This is a genomic window from Aeromonas sp. 61P (assembly GCF_051919545.1).
Classification (GTDB): Bacteria; Pseudomonadota; Gammaproteobacteria; order Enterobacterales; family Aeromonadaceae; genus Aeromonas; species Aeromonas veronii.
The window spans coordinates 2,837,965-2,857,854 of sequence record NZ_JBQBEL010000001.1; the positions used below are offsets into that span (position 1 = coordinate 2,837,965).

The 19,890-nt window shown below is 59.5% G+C and carries 15 protein-coding genes and 1 pseudogene; 9 read left to right on the forward strand and 7 right to left on the reverse strand.

The window, feature by feature from the left end:
- Positions 1 to 28: 28 nt before the first annotated feature.
- On the reverse strand, positions 29 to 1,315 hold the full coding sequence (locus ACTG2O_RS13440) for a citrate synthase (RefSeq protein ID WP_005333572.1): 1,287 nt from the start codon (positions 1,313 to 1,315) through the stop codon (positions 29 to 31).
- Between the two features lie 177 nt (positions 1,316 to 1,492).
- Positions 1,493 to 1,693 (reverse strand): hypothetical protein, encoded by a 201-nt coding sequence (locus ACTG2O_RS13445; protein ID WP_124929313.1) that lies wholly within the window; start codon positions 1,691 to 1,693, stop codon positions 1,493 to 1,495.
- A gap of 64 nt (positions 1,694 to 1,757) precedes the next feature.
- On the opposite strand from ACTG2O_RS13445, the gene sdhC reads away from it, so the two are divergent.
- From sdhC to ACTG2O_RS13490, 9 genes and pseudogenes are all read left to right on the forward strand, one after another.
- Complete coding sequence (sdhC, locus tag ACTG2O_RS13450) at positions 1,758 to 2,135, forward strand: succinate dehydrogenase cytochrome b556 subunit (RefSeq protein ID WP_439976007.1); 378 nt, start codon at positions 1,758 to 1,760, stop codon at positions 2,133 to 2,135.
- On the forward strand, positions 2,129 to 2,473 hold the full coding sequence (sdhD, locus tag ACTG2O_RS13455; protein ID WP_005333558.1) for a succinate dehydrogenase, hydrophobic membrane anchor protein: 345 nt from the start codon (positions 2,129 to 2,131) through the stop codon (positions 2,471 to 2,473). The genes sdhC and sdhD overlap by 7 nt, the downstream gene beginning before the upstream one ends.
- Position 2,474: 1 nt before the next feature.
- Positions 2,475 to 4,240, forward strand: a pseudogene (sdhA, locus tag ACTG2O_RS13460) (succinate dehydrogenase flavoprotein subunit).
- 16 nt (positions 4,241 to 4,256) lie between these two features.
- Positions 4,257 to 4,973 carry a succinate dehydrogenase iron-sulfur subunit gene (locus tag ACTG2O_RS13465; RefSeq protein WP_005333549.1) on the forward strand — a complete coding sequence of 239 codons (717 nt, stop codon included), beginning with the start codon at positions 4,257 to 4,259 and terminating at the stop codon, positions 4,971 to 4,973.
- Positions 4,974 to 5,088: 115 nt separating this feature from the next.
- On the forward strand, positions 5,089 to 7,896 hold the full coding sequence (gene sucA / locus ACTG2O_RS13470) for a 2-oxoglutarate dehydrogenase E1 component (protein ID WP_019446101.1): 2,808 nt from the start codon (positions 5,089 to 5,091) through the stop codon (positions 7,894 to 7,896).
- Positions 7,897 to 7,931: 35 nt separating this feature from the next.
- Positions 7,932 to 9,122, forward strand: coding sequence for a 2-oxoglutarate dehydrogenase complex dihydrolipoyllysine-residue succinyltransferase (gene odhB, locus ACTG2O_RS13475; RefSeq protein ID WP_439976010.1), 1,191 nt, complete (start codon positions 7,932 to 7,934; stop codon positions 9,120 to 9,122).
- Positions 9,123 to 9,293: 171 nt separating this feature from the next.
- Entirely contained in the window at positions 9,294 to 10,460 is a 1,167-nt protein-coding gene (gene sucC / locus ACTG2O_RS13480) for an ADP-forming succinate--CoA ligase subunit beta (RefSeq protein WP_005361097.1), read from the forward strand.
- On the forward strand, positions 10,460 to 11,332 hold the full coding sequence (gene sucD / locus ACTG2O_RS13485; RefSeq protein WP_005333542.1) for a succinate--CoA ligase subunit alpha: 873 nt from the start codon (positions 10,460 to 10,462) through the stop codon (positions 11,330 to 11,332). The genes sucC and sucD overlap by 1 nt, the downstream gene beginning before the upstream one ends.
- 277 nt (positions 11,333 to 11,609) lie before the next feature.
- Positions 11,610 to 13,142: an autotransporter outer membrane beta-barrel domain-containing protein gene (locus ACTG2O_RS13490; RefSeq protein WP_439976011.1), complete on the forward strand. Its 1,533-nt coding sequence runs from the start codon at positions 11,610 to 11,612 to the stop codon at positions 13,140 to 13,142.
- A gap of 151 nt (positions 13,143 to 13,293) precedes the next feature.
- Here ACTG2O_RS13490 and ACTG2O_RS13495 read toward each other — a convergent pair whose 3' ends face one another.
- The 5 genes from ACTG2O_RS13495 to phnR form a co-directional block, all read right to left on the reverse strand.
- Positions 13,294 to 14,700, reverse strand: a complete 1,407-nt coding sequence (locus tag ACTG2O_RS13495; protein WP_236285014.1) for an FAD-dependent oxidoreductase — start codon at positions 14,698 to 14,700, stop codon at positions 13,294 to 13,296.
- Between the two features lie 18 nt (positions 14,701 to 14,718).
- Positions 14,719 to 16,455: a putative 2-aminoethylphosphonate ABC transporter permease subunit gene (locus tag ACTG2O_RS13500; RefSeq protein WP_439976013.1), complete on the reverse strand. Its 1,737-nt coding sequence runs from the start codon at positions 16,453 to 16,455 to the stop codon at positions 14,719 to 14,721.
- The gene (locus ACTG2O_RS13505; protein WP_439976015.1) at positions 16,452 to 17,546 is read right to left on the reverse strand and encodes a putative 2-aminoethylphosphonate ABC transporter ATP-binding protein; all 1,095 of its coding nucleotides are present in this window, start codon (positions 17,544 to 17,546) and stop codon (positions 16,452 to 16,454) included. Before ACTG2O_RS13505 ends, ACTG2O_RS13500 begins: the two co-directional genes overlap by 4 nt.
- A gap of 272 nt (positions 17,547 to 17,818) precedes the next feature.
- The gene (locus ACTG2O_RS13510) at positions 17,819 to 18,838 is read right to left on the reverse strand and encodes a putative 2-aminoethylphosphonate ABC transporter substrate-binding protein (RefSeq protein WP_439976017.1); all 1,020 of its coding nucleotides are present in this window, start codon (positions 18,836 to 18,838) and stop codon (positions 17,819 to 17,821) included.
- 120 nt (positions 18,839 to 18,958) lie between these two features.
- A complete protein-coding gene (gene phnR / locus ACTG2O_RS13515; RefSeq protein ID WP_005352498.1) occupies positions 18,959 to 19,666 on the reverse strand; it encodes a phosphonate utilization transcriptional regulator PhnR in 708 nt (235 codons plus the stop codon).
- Positions 19,667 to 19,890: the final 224 nt, after the last annotated feature.

Here is a 19,890-nt window from a genome sequence, read left to right on the forward strand (position 1 = left end):
TTTGTAACAAACCATATCAGCGCAGTGGTTAGCGCTGCTCGAGCGGAGTGAACTCGCGCAACGGGTGACCCACGTAGAGCTGGCGTGGGCGACCAATCTTGCTGTCCGGGTCTGAGTGGAACTCGTTCCAGTGCGCAATCCAGCCGATAGTGCGGGAGATGGCGAAGATCACGGTGAACATGCTCATCGGGATGCCGATCGCCTTCATGATGATGCCGGAGTAGAAGTCCACGTTCGGGTAGAGTTTCTTCTCGACGAAGTAGGGGTCGGAGAGCGCAATACGCTCCAGCTCCATGGCCACATCCAGCAGCGGATCCTTGATCTGCAGCTCGGTCAGTACTTCGTGGCAGGTTTCGCGCATCACAGTGGCACGGGGGTCGTGGTTCTTGTAGACGCGGTGACCAAAGCCCATCAGACGGAACGGATCATTCTTGTCCTTGGCCTTGGCGATGTACTCGGGGATGCGATCCACCGAGCCGATCTCTTCCAGCATGCGCAGGCAGGCTTCGTTGGCACCACCGTGGGCCGGTCCCCACAGGGAGGCGATCCCCGCGGCGATACAGGCGAACGGGTTGGCACCGGAGGAGCCAGCCAGACGAACGGTGGAGGTGGAGGCGTTCTGCTCGTGATCCGCATGGAGGGTAAAGATACGATCCATGGCACGTTCAACGATGGGGTTGACCTTGTACTCTTCGGTCGGCACGCCAAACATCATGTGCAGGAAGTTACCGGCATAGGAGAGGGCGTTACGCGGCTGCATGAACGGCTGGCCGATGGAGTACTTGTAACACATGGCGGCCAGAGTCGGCATCTTGGAGAGCAGACGGAAGGCACAGATCTCGCGATGCTGCTCGTTGTTGATGTCGAGGGCATCGTGATAGAAGGCGGAGAGGGCGCTGACTACACCGCACATGATGGCCATGGGGTGGGAGTCGCGACGGAAGCCGCGGAAGAAGAAGGCGATCTGCTCGTGCACCATGGTGTGGCGGGTGACCAGGCGTTCGAATTCGGCATATTGCGCCTTGGTGGGCGCTTCGCCGTACAGCAGGATATAGCAGACTTCCAGATAGGTGGCCTGGGTGGCCAACTGGGCGATGGGGTAACCACGGTGCAGCAAGACACCCTGATCCCCGTCAATGTAGGTAATGGCAGATTTGCAAGAACCGGTCGCCATAAAACCGGGGTCAAAGGTGAAATACCCCTGTGATCCCAATTTTCTGACATCGATGACATCCGGGCCGATGGTGCCGGAGAGGATCGGCAGTTCGACCGGATCTTTTCCGGGCAGGTGTAGGGTGGCTATCTTATCAGCCATAGCACGTCTCCTTTGCTCTTTATAATTTGGTTCCAGTCCTACTCTATTACGACTTTTATGACGCTGGCAAAGGTTGTTACCCATACCGAAGTGGCTGGAGCGCCTTATTTGAAACAGAGTTCCTTATCAATGTCAATTTTGCTGGAACCCCATTAATGGCATTAATGAAATGTTAAATTAAATATGCGATCGAGTTTGCGGTTTTGTGTTTTCTTTGTAGCTAATTGATTGTCTTCGGTTAAGGCCGCCGATATACTGCGCCACGTGGGTCATGGCTGCGGGTGTTTGAAACGCTTTGGCAAAGCCTGATGTGAAACCGAAAACTCGCGTTTTGGCTTTTTCAGAGTGTTTTGGTAACAAAAAACCAACAATCACCATTCCGTGCCCTCAAGTGTGAGTTAAAACAATAACTAACGTGCTCAATGGAGCTGAGTGGGCAAGCGTGAAAAACAAACAGAGACCGGTCAACCTCGACCTACAGACGATCAGCTTTCCTGTCACTGCCATTGCATCCATCCTGCACCGTGTTTCAGGGGTCGTTACCTTTGTTGCACTGGGCATCTTGCTGTGGATGCTTGGTACTTCACTCGCCTCTCCCGAAGGGTTTGAAACCGTGGTTGCCATCATGGACAACTTCCTGGTCAAACTCGTGCTGTGGGGGATCCTGACTGCGCTGGCATACCACATTGTGGGCGGCTTGCGTCATCTGGTCATGGATATGGGCTATTGGGAAGAGCTGGAATCCGGCAATCAGAGCGCCCGCGTGGCCTTCGTGATCACCGCGATCCTGGCTGTATTGGCGGGAGTGCTTGTATGGTAACCAATTCTGCAACCTTCGGGCGCAGCGGCGTTCATGATTACATCCTGATCCGCGCCACCGCCCTCATTATGACCTGTTATGTCCTCTATCTGGTGGGCTTTGTCGCGTTCAACGACATCACCTACGAGGTGTGGGCAGGCTTCTTCGCCAAAACATTCACCAAAGTATTCACCCTGTTGACCCTGCTCTGCGTACTGATCCACGCCTGGATTGGTCTGTGGCAGGTGCTGACTGACTATATCAAGCCGGTAGGGCTGCGCGGGGCGCTGCAATTTGCCCTGGTCGTGGTGCTGTTTGTCTATCTGATGACGGGTTTCGTCGTGCTGTGGGGTGTGTAAGGTGACTATTCCAACTCGTGAATTTGATGCGGTGGTGATTGGTGCCGGTGGTGCCGGTATGCGCGCCGCGCTGCAGATTGCCCAGTCCGGCAAGAGCTGCGCTCTGTTGTCCAAGGTTTTTCCAACCCGTTCTCACACTGTCTCCGCCCAGGGCGGGATCACGGTTGCGCTGGGCAATGCCCACGATGACAACTGGCAGTGGCATATGTATGACACGGTAAAAGGTTCCGATTACATCGGTGATCAGGAAGCCATCGAGTACATGTGCAAAACCGGTCCCGAGGCTATCTATGAGCTGGAGAACATGGGGCTGCCCTTCTCCCGTTTCGACAACGGATCTGTCTACCAGCGTCGTTTGGTGGTCAGTCCAAGAATTTCGGTGGCGAGCAGGCTGCTCGTACCGCAGCGGCCGCCGACCGTACCGGTCACGCCCTGCTGCACACCCTTTACCAACAGAACGTCAAGAACAAGACCACCGTTTTCTCCGAGTGGTATGCGCTGGATCTGGTGAAAAACCAGGATGGCCATGTGGTGGGTTGTACCGCCATCGATATGGAGAGCGGTGAAGTGGTCTACTTCAAGGCCAAGGCCACCGTGCTGGCGACTGGCGGTGCCGGTCGTATCTACCAGTCCACCACCAACGCCCACATCAATACAGGTGACGGTGTCGGTATGGCGCTGCGTGCCGGTGTCGGCGTGCAGGACATGGAGATGTGGCAGTTCCACCCGACCGGCATCGCCGGGGCAGGGGTGCTGGTAACTGAAGGCTGCCGTGGTGAAGGTGGCTATCTGCTCAATAAAGATGGCGAGCGCTTCATGGAGCGTTACGCGCCGAACGCCAAGGACTTGGCCGGTCGCGACGTGGTGGCCCGCTCCATCATGATCGAGATCCGTGAAGGCCGTGGCTGCGATGGTCCCTGGGGCCCGCACATCAAGCTGAAGCTGGATCACCTCGGCAAAGAGGTGCTGGAATCCCGTCTGCCGGGGATCTGCGAGCTCTCTCGCACCTTCGCCCACGTGGATCCGGTCAAAGAGCCGATCCCGATCATTCCGACCTGCCACTACATGATGGGCGGCGTGCCGACCAACGTGAATGGCCAGTGCCTGACCCAGGACAAGAACGGCAACGACGTGCCGGTGGTCGGTCTGTTTGCGGTGGGCGAGATTGCCTGCGTCTCGGTGCACGGCGCCAACCGTCTGGGCGGCAACTCCCTGCTGGATCTGGTGGTGTTCGGCCGCGCTGCCGGCATGCATCTGGTCAACACTCTGGGCGAGATGGAGCACGGTCGTGATGCTTCCGAGTCGGATCTGGATGCCGCACTGGCCCGCTTCAACCGCTGGGAAAATTGCCGTGACGGTGAAGACCCGGTGCAGATCCGCAAAGACCTGCAGCGCTGCATGCAGAACAACTTCTCCGTATTCCGCGAAGGTGCGGCGATGGCAGAAGGGTTGGCCGAGCTCAAAGTTATCCGCGAGCGCCTCAAGTCAGCCCGTCTGGATGACACCTCCAAAGAGTTCAACACCCAGCGCATCGAGTGCCTGGAGCTGGACAACCTGATGGAGACGGCGTTTGCCACGGCGGTTGCCGCCAACTTCCGTACCGAGAGTCGCGGTGCTCACTGCCGCTTTGACTTCCCGGATCGCGACGATGAGAACTGGCTGTGCCACAGCCTCTATCATCCGGACACCGAGTCCATGACCCGTCGCGCTGTCAACATGTCACCCAAGACCCGTGAGGCGTTCCCGCCCAAGGTCCGGACTTACTGATTGCGGAGCCAGCCCTATGAACGTCACATTCTCTGTCTACAGATACAATCCGGATGTTGATAACGTCCCCCATATGAAGGAATATCGTCTTGATATTCCTGAAGGTTCCGACATGATGGTGCTCGACGCACTGATCCAGTTGAAAGAGCTGGATCCCACGCTCGCCTTCCGCCGCTCTTGCCGCGAAGGGGTCTGTGGATCAGACGGTCTCAACATGAATGGCAAGAACGGTCTTGCCTGTATCACCCCGCTCTCCGACCTGCTGAAGAAGGGCAATAACGTCGTTATCCGCCCCTTGCCCGGCCTGCCGGTGATCCGTGATCTGGTGATCGACATGACCCAGTTCTACACCCAGTGGGAGAAGGTCAAACCCTTCCTCATCAATGATGACAAGTTGCCGCCGGTGCGTGAGCACCTGCAATCCCCCGAAGAGCGCGCCAAGCTTGACGGCCTGTACGAGTGCATTCTCTGTGCCTGCTGCTCCACTTCGTGCCCCTCCTTCTGGTGGAATCCCGACAAGTTCATCGGTCCGGCCGGGCTGCTCGCCGCCTACCGCTGGCTGGCTGACAGCCGCGACACCGCGACCACCGAACGATTGGGGAATCTGGACGACGCATTCAGCGTGTTCCGCTGCCATGGCATCATGAACTGCGTGAACGTCTGTCCGAAAGGCTTGAACCCGACCAAGGCGATTGGCCAGATCAAGTCGATGTTGCTCAATCGGGCTGTTTAGTATCAGGGCCAGCCAGGTGCTGGCCCGACCTCTGGATAGCCATCCGACCCGTGGCAGGATGGCTATTTGACCCCTACAAGCTGCGCAGCAGTAACAAGAAGTACAAGGGATAGAAATGCATAACGGCGTGATGAAGGCCTGGTTGGAGTCATCTCACCTGGCTGGTGCGAATGCAAGCTATATCGAGGATTTGTACGAATCCTTCCTGGAAAATCCTGACTCCGTGTCCGACGAGTGGCGCAGCCTGTTTAGCGAGCTGCCCCAGGTCAATGGCCATGCGGTTGAACAACCCCACTCCCAGGTCCGCGATTATTTCCGTCGTCTGGCCAAGGATCCCTCTCGCTACAGTGCCCCCGTCTCCGATCCGCAAGTGGATGCCAAGCAGGTGCGGGTATTGCAGCTGATCAACGCCTTCCGTTTCCGTGGTCACCAGAATGCCAATCTGGACCCGCTGGGCCTGTGGCAGCGTGAAACCGTTGCCGAACTGGATCCTGCGTTCCACAACCTGCAGGGCGCAGACATGGAGGCCACCTTTAATGTGGGCTCCTACGCCATCGGTCGCGAGACCATGGTGCTCTCCGACCTCTACGCCTCGCTGAAGAAGACCTATTGCGGCTCCATCGGCGCCGACTACATGCACCTCACCTCCACGGAAGAGAAGCGCTGGCTGCAACAGCGTCTCGAATCCATTGAAGGGAAGGGGAGTTACACCCTCGAAGAGAAGACCCGTTTCCTCGAGAGCCTGACCGCCGCCGAAGGGTTGGAGAAATATCTGGGCGCCAAGTTCCCGGGAGCCAAGCGCTTCTCGCTGGAAGGTGGCGACGCCATGATCCCCATGCTCAAGGAGCTGATCCGTCGCGCCGGTGAGCAGGGCTGCAAAGAGGCCGTTATCGGTATGGCCCACCGCGGTCGCCTCAACGTGCTGATCAACGTGCTGGGCAAGCGCGCTCAGGATCTGTTCGACGAGTTTGCCGGCAAGCATGGCGAATCCTGGGGTACCGGTGATGTGAAGTACCACATGGGCTTCTCCTCCGACTTCGCCACCCCGGGTGGCAACGTCCACTTGGCGCTGGCGTTCAACCCCTCTCACCTCGAGATTGTCAACCCTGTGGTCATCGGCTCGGTCCGTGCCCGTATGGATCGTCGTGGTGACAAGGATGGTTCCAGTGTGCTGCCCATCACCATTCACGGTGACTCGGCCATGGCCGGTCAGGGCGTGGTGGCCGAGACCTTCAACATGTCCCAGACCCGCGCCTATGGTGTCGGCGGGACGGTGCGCATCGTCATCAACAACCAGGTCGGTTTCACCACCTCCTATATCCGTGACCTGCGCTCCACCGAATATTGCACCGACATCGCCAAGGCGGTGCAGGCGCCGGTGCTGCACGTCAACGGGGATGACCCGGAAGCCGTGGTGCTGGTGACCCAGATTGCACTGGATTACCGCAATACCTTCAAACGCGACGTGGTGATCGAGCTAGTCTGCTACCGTCGTCACGGTCACAACGAAGCGGATGAGCCGAGCGCCACCCAGCCTTTGATGTACCAGAAGATCAAGCAGCACCCGACCCCGCGCAAGATCTACGCCGATCAGCTGGTGGCCGAGGGGAGCTTCGCCCAGGAGCGGGCGACCGAACTGGTCAACGAGTATCGCGAAGCGCTGGATCGCGGCGAGCGGGTGAGCAAGGAGTGGCGGCCGATGGAGCTGCACTCCGTCGACTGGACCCCTTATCTGGGCCACGACTGGAACATGGCCTATGAGAGTGCCGTGCCGATGGATCACCTCAAGAGCCTCGGCGAGCGGGTGAGCCAGTATCCGGCGACTCACGTGCTGCAGCGTCAGGTCGAGAAGATTTACGAAGACCGCCGTCTGATGGCCGCCGGCGAGAAGCTGGTGGATTGGGGCTTTGCTGAAACCCTGGCCTACGCCACTCTGGTGGATAAGGGTTCCCGCATCCGCTTTACCGGTGAAGACTCCGGCCGTGGCACCTTCTTCCACCGCCACGCCGTGCTGCACAGCCAGACCGATGCCAGCACCTACACCCCGCTGTGCAACCTGCACGACGAGCAGGGCCCGTTCGAGGTGTATGACTCTGTGCTGACCGAGAACGCGGTACTAGCCTTTGAATATGGTTACGCCAGCGCCGAGCCGGCTGGCCTCACCATCTGGGAAGCCCAGTTCGGCGACTTCGCCAACTGTGCCCAGGTAGTGGTGGATCAGTTCCTCTCCTCCGGTGAGCAGAAGTGGGGCCGGATGTGCGGCCTGACCATGTTGCTGCCGCACGGTTACGAGGGGCAGGGCCCGGAGCACTCCTCCGCCCGTCTGGAGCGTTATCTGCAGATGTGTGCCCAACACAACATGCAGGTGTGCGTGCCCTCTACCCCGGCGCAGGTGTTCCATATGCTGCGTCGTCAGGTGGTACGTCCGATGCGCCGTCCGCTCATCGTCATGACGCCCAAATCCCTGCTGCGCCACCCGCTGGCGGTGAGCAAGCTTGAAGAGCTGGCGGAAGGAACCTTCCAGAACGCCATCGGCGAGATCGATGCGCTGGATCCGAAAGCGGTCAAGCGGGTGGTCTTCTGCTCCGGTAAGGTCTACTACGACCTGCTCGATGCCCGTCGCAAGGCCGAGCAGCAAGATGTGGCTCTGGTGCGAATTGAGCAGCTCTACCCCTTCCCGGAAGAGGAAGTGCGCGCCATTCTGGCCGATTACAGCCATGTCACCGACTTTGTCTGGTGTCAGGAAGAGCCGCAGAACCAGGGCGCCTGGTACTGCACCCGTCACCACTACGATGGCGTGTTGCCAGCCGGAGCCACCCTGCGTTATGCCGGTCGCCCCGCGTCAGCCTCACCGGCCGTCGGTTACATGTCTGTCCACGCCAAGCAGCAAAAAGCCTTGGTGGAAGATGCCCTTACCCTGTAAAGCCTCTGGCATAGAAGTAAAAAGGAACTGATTGGATGACTATCGAAATCAAGGTACCGGATCTGCCGGAATCAGTGGCCGATGCCACTATCGCCACCTGGCACAAAAAATCGGGCGATCTGGTCGCCCGTGACGAAGTGCTGGTCGACATCGAGACCGACAAGGTGGTGCTGGAAGTGCCGGCACCGCAAGCCGGTGTGCTGGGGGATATTCTGCAAGGGGAAGGGGCGACCGTGTTGTCCCGTCAGCTGATTGCCATCCTCACCGCCGCCCCGGTGGCCGGTGAAGAGACCAAAGAGAAACCCGCTGAAGCGGTGGCCGATGATGGCGCCGATGGCTTGAGCCCCTCGGTGCGCCGCCTGATTGGCGAGCACGACATCGACGTGACCAAGTTGACCGGTACCGGCAAGGGCGGTCGTATCACCAAGGATGATGTGGAAGCCTTCATCAAGGCCAAGAGCCAGCCTGCGGCAGCCGCACCGGTCGCAACTGCAGCCCCGGCAGCCAAGGTTGCCCCGCTGGGTGGTCGCACCGACAAGCGGGTACCGATGACCCGTCTGCGCAAGCGCATTGCCGAGCGTCTGCTGGAAGCGAAAAACACCACCGCCATGCTGACCACCTTCAACGAGGTCAACATGAAGCCCATCATGGATCTGCGCAAGCAGTACGGCGAGATCTTCGAGAAGAAGCACGGCATCAAGCTCGGCTTCATGTCCTTCTACGTGAAGGCGGTAGTGGAGTCCCTCAAGCGCTATCCGGAAGTGAACGCGGCGCTCGATGGCGATGACGTGGTTTACCACAACTACTTCGACGTCAGCATCGCCGTCTCTACCCCTCGTGGTCTGGTGACGCCGGTGCTGCGCGACTGCGACAACATGAGCCTGGCGGACATCGAGAAGGCCATCAAGGATCTGGCGGGCAAGGGCCGTGACGGCAAGCTGACGGTGGATGAACTGACTGGCGGCAACTTCACCATCACCAACGGTGGCGTGTTCGGCTCCCTGATGTCCACCCCGATCATCAACCCGCCCCAGAGCGCCATTCTGGGCATGCACAAGATCCAGGATCGCCCGATGGCCGTTGACGGCAAGGTCGAGATCCTGCCGATGATGTATCTGGCGCTCTCCTACGATCACCGTCTCATCGACGGACGCGAATCGGTAGGCTTCCTGGTCTCCGTCAAGGAGCTGCTGGAAGACCCGACCCGTCTGTTGCTGGACGTCTAAGCCTGTGGCACCCGGGCAAGGGGTTTGCGCCCCGAGCTGAGTGTGCTGCTGGACGTTTGAGTAATACCCGAGCGATTGAAAGATAACGAGGGGCCGCCCAGGCCCCCATTCACAGGGGATTGAGAAACACCAGCCCCGGACGGAAATACCTACAACACGGATAGAGCATCTATGAATCTGCATGAATATCAGGCAAAACAGCTGTTTGCCGAGTATGGCCTGCCGGTCTCCGAAGGTTATGCCTGTGCTACCCCACAAGAAGCGGCCGAAGCGGCCGACAAGATTGGCGGCAATACCTGGGTCGTCAAATGCCAGGTACACGCCGGTGGCCGTGGTAAAGCGGGCGGCGTGAAAGTGGCCAAGAGCAAGGATGAGATCCGTGCCTTTGCCCAGAACTGGCTTGGCAAAAATCTGGTGACCTACCAGACCGACGCCAACGGCCAGCCGGTCACCAAGATCCTGGTGGAATCTTGCACCGACATCGCCAAAGAGCTCTACCTGGGCGCCGTGGTTGACCGTGGTTCGCGCCGTGTGGTCTTCATGGCCTCAACCGAAGGTGGCGTGGATATCGAGAAGATCGCCCACGAAACCCCCCATCTGATCCACAAGGCGGCCATCGATCCGTTGGTGGGTCCGCAGGCTTATCAGGCCCGCGAACTGGCCTTCAAACTGGGTCTGGTCGGCGATCAGATCAAACAGTTCACCAAGATCTTCATGGGTCTGGGCCAGATGTTCCTGGATTGCGATTTCGCGCTGCTGGAGATCAACCCGCTGGTGATCACCGCGCAGGGCAACCTGCACTGCCTGGATGGCAAGATCAACATCGATGCCAACGCACTGTATCGTCAGCCCAAGCTGCGCGAGATGCACGACCCGTCACAAGATGACCCCCGCGAAGCGCACGCCGCCCAGTGGGAGCTCAACTATGTGGCCCTCGATGGCAACATCGGCTGCATGGTCAACGGCGCGGGTCTGGCCATGGGCACCATGGACATCGTCAACCTGCACGGCGGCAAGCCGGCCAACTTCCTTGACGTCGGTGGCGGCGCCACCAAGGAGCGCGTGACCGAGGCGTTCAAGATCATCCTCTCCGACAGCAACGTCAAAGCGGTGCTGGTCAACATCTTTGGCGGTATCGTGCGTTGCGACATGATCGCGGAAGGCATTATCGGTGCGGTCAAGGAAGTGGGGGTCAAGGTGCCCGTCGTGGTCCGTCTGGAAGGCAACAACGCCGAGCTGGGTGGCATCAAGCTGGCCGAGAGCGGCCTCAACATCATTGCGGCCAAGAGTCTGACCGATGCCGCGCAGCAAGTCGTCAAAGCAGCGGAGGCCAACTGATGAGCGTACTGATCAACAAGGACACCCGAGTCATCTGCCAGGGCTTTACCGGCGGTCAGGGTACTTTCCACTCCGAGCAGGCGCTCTCCTACGGTACCCAGCTGGTGGGCGGCGTCTCCCCGGGCAAGGGTGGCACCACCCATCTGGGCCTGCCGGTGTTCAACACCGTCCGTGACGCGGTCGAAGCGACCGGCGCCACCGCCTCCGTCATCTATGTTCCGGCACCGTTCTGCAAGGACGCGATCCTGGAAGCGATTGACGCGGGCATCAAGCTCATCGTCACCATCACCGAAGGCATCCCGACGCTGGATATGCTGGATGTGAAAGTGAAGCTGCAAGAGACCGGCGTGCGGATGATCGGCCCCAACTGCCCGGGTGTGATCACCCCGGGTGAGTGCAAGATCGGCATCATGCCGGGCCACATTCACAAGCCGGGCAAGGTGGGCATCGTCTCCCGCTCCGGCACCCTGACCTACGAAGCGGTCAAGCAGACCACTGACGAGGGCTTTGGCCAGTCCACCTGCGTCGGTATCGGTGGCGACCCCATCCCGGGCTCCAACTTTATCGACATTCTGGAGATGTTCCAGAACGACCCGCAGACCGAAGCGATCGTGATGATCGGCGAGATCGGCGGCAACGCCGAGGAAGACGCGGCCGCCTATATCAAGGCCCACGTCACCAAGCCGGTGGTCTCCTATATCGCCGGTGTTACTGCCCCTCCCGGCAAGCGGATGGGCCACGCTGGCGCCATCATCTCCGGTGGCAAGGGTACTGCCGCCGAGAAGTTTGCCGCGCTGGAAGATGCTGGCGTGAAAACCGTCCGCTCCCTGGCCGATATCGGCAAGGCCCTGCGCGAAGTGACCGGCTGGTAATTTCTGTTAGCCCGTTATCTCTAATAAAAGTGCCGCCCGATGGGCGGCTTTTTTTATGGGTTTTAAAGTGGTTTGATTTAATCAATCACCGCGATTCAGGTGCTAAACGAATTTTATTACAGGAGACCAGAAACAGTGTGGATACTAAAATAGTCTGTGATTTGAACTTGTCGGATTGATTTGTTCCTTTACCCATTGCATCGAGTGACCTGTTTGTGGGTAATGCTAAAAGTCATGCAAGGATGTCAGTGAGATAACGTAGTGTCAGGAGGACATAATGATTTCACGTATTTTGGGAATTGGCTGCCTTACCAGTATCTGCTTGCCAACAGCATGGGCGGCGGATTGCCCGAACAGGCAACTGGGGCAGCATCTAGAGTTTCTTGGGCGTTCGGCTGACAATTCGGTATCACTATGGCTTTCAAGTCCAGGTTCCGGGGGGAATTTTCGCCTCTCTGCTCCCGGGGTATCTGAAATCGATAGTTGGAATGCAAACCGCGCGTCGTTGCACTTGAGTGTCTCACCTGTAGTACTTGATGACCTTAACGGGACTCACAAACTGGATCTCCTCAATGCGGATGGTTCTTTCAACTGCTTCCTCGATTCGAGAAACCAGACCAATCCGGTATTTCCAAATATTCCCCCGATCGATGGGGGAGGCAGTAACGGTGGCACTGGTGGCGGAACCGGAGGTGGTGGTGGCAGCAATGGAGGAAGTGGTGGCGGAACCGGAGGTGGGGATGGCGGCAATGGTGGCACTGGTGGCGGAACCGGAGGTGGTGGCGGCAGCAATGGAGGAAGTGGTGGCGGAACCGGCGGTGGGGATGGCGGCAATGGTGGAAGTGGTGGTGGCACCGGTGGTGGGAGTGACCCGATCCGCAATATTGTGACCAGTATCAGTGCAGATGCCTTGATGGGCTATTTGAGCGGCTCTCTCAGTATTTCAGATCGTGTCGTTGTCGGGTTTGACCAATTTGAAGATATTGCCAGTCAAAAGGGGTTGTGGCAGGTATGGACTGATGTACGCCATACCGGAGTCTCCGATGATCGTAACGAGATAGACACATCCGGACATGCCAACAGCTTTTTGATCGGTATACACAGATCCCTTGGTAAAGACGGGCTGGGCGGTATTGCATTTGCCAATAGCAAAACCTCTCTTGGCACGTTTGGCAGTTCGGTACGAAATGAGGGGGACAGCTTCTTTGTTGGGCCATATGGCGGCTATAGGCTAGATACGCACTGGCTGCTGGATGGCTGGGCTGCATGGGGACGAACTGATAACGATACCGAACTCGATGTACTTAAAGGGAGTTTCAAGACAACGACCGGGTTGATCTCAGCCAACCTGACCGGTGGCTACGATGTTGGTGAATATCTGCTGCGGCCCAAGCTTGCCCTCTTTTACAGTCACAATAAATCCGATGCGTTTGATTACACAGGCTCATTGCCTTATGCAAACCAGATTTATAACGTGACATTGCGGGTTAATGAAAACTCTTTTGAATATGCCACCAGTGAAGCATCAGGGGATATCAGTCGTATTTTCACCACAACCGATGGTGTTCAAATTATACCGGCCCTGCGTCTTGGGGTTCGTTATGATATTGAGCGTCCCAATGATGGTCAGATCCTGAATGAAAATCTGACAATGGAAAGTACGACCCCGTGGAGTGGATCTGCACGGATTGCACTGGCGGTAGCCCCTCAGCGTCATCAGCGTTTTGAAGTTATCACCGGTTATTACAGTCTCGGGCGTCAGGACCTTGACCTCTGGGATATTAGATTTAACGCCGCAGTGAATTTTTAATTAGTGTTGTAACTATATATGTGCTGACCTTCGGGTCAGCACATTGTTATGGATGATTGCCGATGAAGATGTGGATAGCTCATCCACGATGAGGTCGCCTGAGAGGCCAAGCGTTAGAGCCTGGCGCAATATCAAGGTTAAGAGAAATAATTTATTTATCCGCCTTGCCCGCCGCATCGGCAAGTTTGGCCAGCTGTTTGTCATACCAGGCCACCGGACGGTTCTCATCTTCCGCCTGCTCTTTGCGCCGGATGGCATTGCGCACCGCCATGGCGCCCAGCCAGCGAAATGGCTCGGGCGGAAAATAGCCGCGCGGGCCGCTGACCAGCGCGCAGTCGCGCCACGGCTTGTCCTCTTCCCGCACTTCATCGCGCACCAAAGCCGCCAGGATCTGGCCACCCATCCAGCTTTGCGCCACTCCGTTGCCGGAGTAGCCGAGGCCATAGACGATATTGGGCTGCCCTCGCCAGTGGCCGAAGAAGGGGAGGCCATCTACCGAGCGGTCGGAGGCGCCGCACCAGCTGGCGGCGATGGGCACCTCTTTGAGCGCCGGAAAGAAGCGGCGCAGGGTGCGGGTGAGGTGGGCAAGATAACGGCTGGGGGCATCAAACTCGGCCAGATGGCGGTTGGCAAAGGCGAAGGTGTTGCCCCCCTTGCCCAGCATCAGCCGCCCTTGCGGGGTGGAGCGGTAGTAGTGGACAAAGGTGCGGCCATCCACCACGGAGCGGCCGTGCGCAAGCTGCTGGGCGGCCAGTGCATCCGGCGCGGGGTCGGTGATCACCATATCGGAGGAGACCAGCACTATGCTGCGGCGAAACTCGCGAAAGTGCTGCACCATGGCGCTGTTGAGGGCCAGTACCACCTTGCGGGCACGCACCTCACCCTGCGGCGTTTGCACCCGTGCCGGCTGGCCCGCCTCAAGGCGCTGCATGGGGGAGTGCTCATAGACCTCGACCCCCAGCTCCCGCGCCACCCGCAGCAGGCCGCGCACCAACAGTGCCGGTTGCACCGAACCGGCGTGGGGGCTGTAGAGCCCCTCCAGATGAACGTGGGAGCCGCTCTGGCTCGCCAGTTCACCCTCCGCAATCGCCTGCCACTGGTTAAGGTCGGCTCGCTTGAGTTCCTGCAATACCGGCTCCATCAGGCCGCGCTGGGCCTCGCTGGTGGCGGTGTAGCAGGTGCCCTCGACCCTCAGCTGTGCCTCAATATTGTGCTGTTCGCAGAAGCGGGCGATCTCGTGCACCGCCTGCTCGGATCTTTGCACCAGCCAGGCAGCCTGATCTTCCCCAAAGAGACGCTTTAAGGTCAGGTACTTGGCCGACCAGGTGAGCAGGCAGCCGCCGTTGCGCCCGGAGGCGCCGCTGCCGCAGCGATCTTTTTCCAGCACTATGACGTGCAGGTGCGGTTCGGCCTGTTTAAGGGCGATGGCGCTCCACAGCCCGGTAAAGCCGCCGCCGACGATGCAGACATCGGCCTCGTGGTTGCCGACTAGGGGCGTGGGCGGCGCGGGCTGTTCGGCGGCGAGCGCTTCGGCCAGCCAGAAGGGGAGAGTGGACATGATGACTCCTCGATAAGGTTATTGGTGGCGCCAGCGCTGGGTGCGATCCAGCAGGGCGCGGCTCAAAAAGAGCTGGAGCAGCTTGACGGTGGCGGCGGCCAGCAGGATCAGGGTGGCCATGGCGGCGGCCGCAGCGGTATCGCCGGAATCCTCCATGTTCAGCACGGCGATGGAGGCGAGCACGCTGTCGCTCGAATAGAGGAAGATCACCGCCGAGGTGGTGGTCATGGCGTTGACGAACAGATAGATAAAGATCTCCAGCAGTGCGGGCAGGGAGGCGGGCAGGGTGACTCGCCAGAACGCCTTCCAGAGCGGAATGCGCAATGAGATGGCCACCAGCTCCAACTCCTTGGGCAACTGCTTGAGGCTGGTCAGCGCCGTCATATGACCCACCGTGTAGTAGTGGATGACGCAGGAGAGCACCATCAGTGGCAGAGTGCCGTAGAGGCCGCCAAAGAGCGGATTGCCGTTGAAAAAGAAGATATAACCCAGCCCCAGCACCATGCCGGGTACCGCCAGCGACAGCATGGCGAGCAGATGCAGCAATTGGCGCAGCGGCGCGAAGTGGCGTCCCTTCTCCTGCGCCCAGGCCAGCACCATCACCAGCGCGGTGCCGATCAGCGCGGTATAGAGGCCCAGCTGCAAGGTGTTGGTAAATGGCTGCCAGCCGTAGACGCTGTTGCTGTCAAAGGCGTAGTGATCCAGCGTCAGCCCGAGGTTGTAGGGCCAGAACTGCACCAGGGAGCCGTAAACCGCCATCCCCACCAGCGCCAGAAACAGCAGGGCCCAGAGCGTGCACCAACCGAGCGCCAGCAGATCTCGCAGCCGATGGGGTTTGGGTTGATAGGGCACCGCCTTGGTGCTGCTCTGCTCCTGCATCTTGCTGCGCACTCTGTGCTCCAGCGCAAAGCTCAACAGTGCCGGCAGCAGCAGGGTGACGCTGGCAACGGCGCCGAGGGAGAAGTTCTGCATCCCGATCACCTGCCGGTAGATATCGGTAGCCAGCACGCTGTACTGGCCGCCAATCACCTTGGCAACTCCGAAGTCGCAGATGGTGAGGGTGAAGACCGCGATAGCGGTGCTGAGCAGGCCATAACGGGCAGTAGGCAGGGTGACGGTGACAAAGGTGCGCCAGCCGCTGCTGCCCAGCACCCGGGAGGCTTCATAGAGGCGTGCGTCGCTCTGGCCCAGCGCAGTGATAAGGATCATCAGGGCGTGGGGGAAGCACCAGAAGCCCAGACCAATGACGATGCCGATGGGGCCGTAGATGCTCTCGCCGCCGAGCAGCCCCTTGGCGATCCCCTGATTGCCAAACCAGTAGACCAGACTGATGGCGGGCAACAGGGAGGGCATCAGGAGCGGGATCAAACCGATGAGGCGAAACAGGGGCTTGCCCGGCATGCAGGTGCGGGTGAGGGCATAGGCGTAGCCAAAGGCGATGGTCACCACCAGCGCGGTGATCAGTACCCCGAGCCAGAGGGTGTTGCCGATGGTGCGCCCCAGATGAGGGGAGTCGAAGTAGGCACTGAAGTTGGCAAGGCCCACCCAGAGGCCGTTCTCATCCTGCAGGCTCTTTTGCAGCATGGTGAGCAGCGGCAGCAGCAGACCGCCGGTGAGCAGGGCGATGCCGAGCACCAGCAGGATCAGTTGCAGCAGCTGATCCCGGCTCCAGCCGCGACAAAGGCGCTGCCGGCGGGCGTCTTGCCGGGCTGCCGCTGGCGGCAACAGGGAGGAGGTCGCAAGGGGTGTTGTCATGGGCGATCTCCTTCAAACAGTTGCATCGCCCCAGCGGGCCAGTGCAGCGAGCAGCGCATGCCGCTGCGCCAGCCACCCTGTTCATGGCGTGGCAGCTCGTGGGTCGGGCGCTCCACCAGGATCTGCTGCGGGCCCAGATAGGTGTCGGCGGTGCAGATAAGGCGCTGAGCGGCGCCGAGAAACTCTACCTGATCGATGGTTGCTTCAATGCCATGTTGGCCAAGATACGGCTCGTTCGGCGCACTCAGGGTGATCGCCTCGGGGCGGATTGCCACCTGCAATTTGCTGCCGGCCACGGCCCGGTTGGCGAGTGTCAGCGGCTGCTCGTTGAGGCGCACCTGAGTGGGGCTTAGCACCAGGGTGTCGAGGAAGTTCATGGTGCCGACAAAGCTTGCCACGAAACGGCTGGCAGGCTGGTGGTAGATCTCCTGCGGGGTGCCCACCTGTACGATGCGGCCGCCTTCCATCACCACGATGCGATCGGCCATGGTCAGCGCCTCTTCCTGATCGTGGGTCACCATGATGGTGGTGATGCCAAGGCGCTGCTGCAGGGCGCGGATCTCGCTGCGAAGATGGGTGCGCACCAGCGCATCCAGCGCGCTGAGCGGTTCGTCGAGCAACAACAGACCGGGGGAAAGGGCGAGCGCCCGGGCCAGCGCCACCCGCTGCTGCTGGCCGCCGGAGATCTGGCTCGGGTATTTGTGGGACTGGGCGGTGAGATCCACCAGCCCCAGCCAGTGGTCCACCCGCTCCTTGATGAGATCCCGCGCCAACCCCTGATTTTCAAGGCCGAAGGCGATGTTCTGGGCCACCGTCAGGTTGGGGAAGAGAGCATAGGACTGAAACACGATGCCAAAATCGCGCTCCTGGGGCGGCAGGCGGGAGATATTGCGCCCTCCTTGCCAGATCTCGCCGTTGTCCGGCAGATCCAAGCCGGCGATGGCTCTGAGCAGGGTGGTTTTGCCGCAGCCGGAGGGGCCGAGAAAGCAGATAAACTCCCCCGGCTCAATGGTCAGAGAGATTTCTTTAAGGGCCTGAAAAGCACCGAACTGCTTGTTGAGATGTTGAATGTCCAGATAGGGCTGGGTCATGGTTCGACTCGCTACTGATTTGGTATATACCAGTTTGGGGGTGAAGTGTGACGGTCAGGTGATCGGGGGATGACAGCTTGATGACAGTCAAATGACATCGGGTCGCCAGCAAGTGGCTGGGCACTGTGCGAATGGACTAAGCATCGCTAATTGAAGGCAATGCAAACTCGGGAAGTTAAAACCAAAAAGTGAAGGCCAACAGCTGTTGGCCTTCGACTGGCAGTTTATTGGCAGCGGTGTGTCTGGCGTGAACAAACCGCCGTCCTTCACGCTTACTGTTTGGCTTCGGTCTTGCCGTCGAAGCTGGCGCTCCACTGGGCCAGGATGGCGTTACGCTCGCGGGCTGCCCAGCTAAAGTCGTTGTCGATCATCTGGCCTTTGATATCCGCCGGATAGCCCGCTCTCGGTTGGGCTACATCGGGGATGGCGACCACTGCGAACGACTTGTTGTAGAGGGCGTTGGCCTGTTCGGTGGCGGCAAAGTCGAGCAGCTGTTTGGCGGCTTCCAGCTTGGGAGTGCTCTTGATGATGGCGGCGGCTTCCATATCCCAGCCCGACCCCTCTTTCGGGAACACCACCTCGATGGGGGCACCCTTGGCCTTGAGGCTGGTAGCCGGGAAGTCGAAGGAGATACCGATCACCGTTTCACCGCTGGCGGCCAGCTTGCAGGGGGCGGAGCCCGAGTGGGTGTAACGGTCGATGTTCTGGTGCAGGCCGTTCATGAATTGCCAGCCCTGCTGCTCACCCATTGTCTGCAGCCAGCCCGCAACGCTCAGGTAACCGGTGCCGGAGGAGCTGGGGTTGGGCATGATCACCTTGCCCTTGTAGATGGGCTTGGTGAGGTCGGCCCAGCTGGTGGGCGCCGGGATCCCCTGTTTTTCCGCCTCTACCTTGTTGAAGCAGATGGCGCTGAAGAAGGCGTCCAGACCGATCCAGTGCGGCTCGGCCTTGCTGTCGCGAAAGCGGCTGTCGAGCTTCTCCAGCCCTTTCGGTGCATAGGCATTGAGCATCTGCTGCTGGTCGAGCTGCATCAGGCTGGTGGCGGCCAGTCCCCATACCACATCCGCCTTGGGCTGGGCTTTTTCTGCCAGCAAGCGGGCGGTGACCACGCCGGTGGAGTCACGCACCCACTTGATGTTGATATCCGGATGCTGGCGTTCGAACGCGGTTTTCAGCTCGTTGAGCTGCTCCGGTTCGAAGGCGGTGTAGACGGTGAGATCGGTCGCGGCCAGTGCCGGGGCGGTCATGGCAGCCAGCACGGCGGCGGCAAGCAGATGGGTTCCCTGTTTCATCCTCTTCTCCAGTTAAATTGGTTTGGTATAAACCAGATTGGTCGAGAGAGAGGCTAGGGGATCTTTATGACGTGACCGTGACAGCCCCGTGACGTTTTGCCGTTCCTGATTTATCCGTGACTAATCCTGGGTATCCACTTCGATCTCCAGGCTGTCGTGGCGCCAGTACTCCAGATCGAAGTCGAGCACCCGTCCGTGCTGATCGAAGTTGAGTCGCTCGAGGCGCAGGGCGGGTAGACCGGCGGTGGCTCCCAGCGCCTTGGCAACCTCGTCCGGCAGGGCGGTGGGGAAGAAGCGCACCTGCATGCGGGCGTAGTGGAGATCGTAATGGGCCTGGTAGATCTCGGTCAGACTGCCGTTGAGATCCAGCGCCAGCAGGCCGGGTACCCGCTCTGGCAGGCAGTGGTTCTCGCAGTAGCAGATGGCGCGTCCGTTGGCGTAGCGCAGCCGCTTGAGCAAAAAGAGGCTGTCAAACGGCTTGAGCTGCAGTTGCGCCATCAACGCGGGCGGTACCGCCTGGCGGCTTTTCTCCAGCAGCTCGGTGTGCGGCTCACCCCCTTGCTCCCGCACTATCTGGTGAAAGTTGGAGGTGCGTCTGGGGTTCAAGCGAAAGCGTGGCGGGGTGACGAACCAGCCGCGGCGATCCTCCCGATAGATAAGGCCGTTCGCCTCCAGCTGCACCAGTGCCTCGCGAATGGTGACCCTTGTGGTGCCATAGAGTTCCCCCAGCAGCCGCTCGGAGGGGAGCTTGTCGTTGGGGGCCAGCCCCCCTGCCAGGATCTGGTTGGCGAGGGCATCCTTGATCTGCAGATATTGCGGTTTGCTCATGAAAATCCCTGGTTATGCAATAAGTTGGGCAATGGGCTGGGCACAGGGCAGGTCATTTGCGCGGTCGTTAAACGGCGGCGTCAAAAATATTGGTAGATACCAGCATCGCCCCTGCTGTTCAGGCTTCCTAGATTATCGCGATCCCGGCGCTGAAAATGAATTTTTTGTTGCACGTAGCGCCACCCCTTTGACCTTGGCGGGGCAGTTACCCACAATGCGCTCAT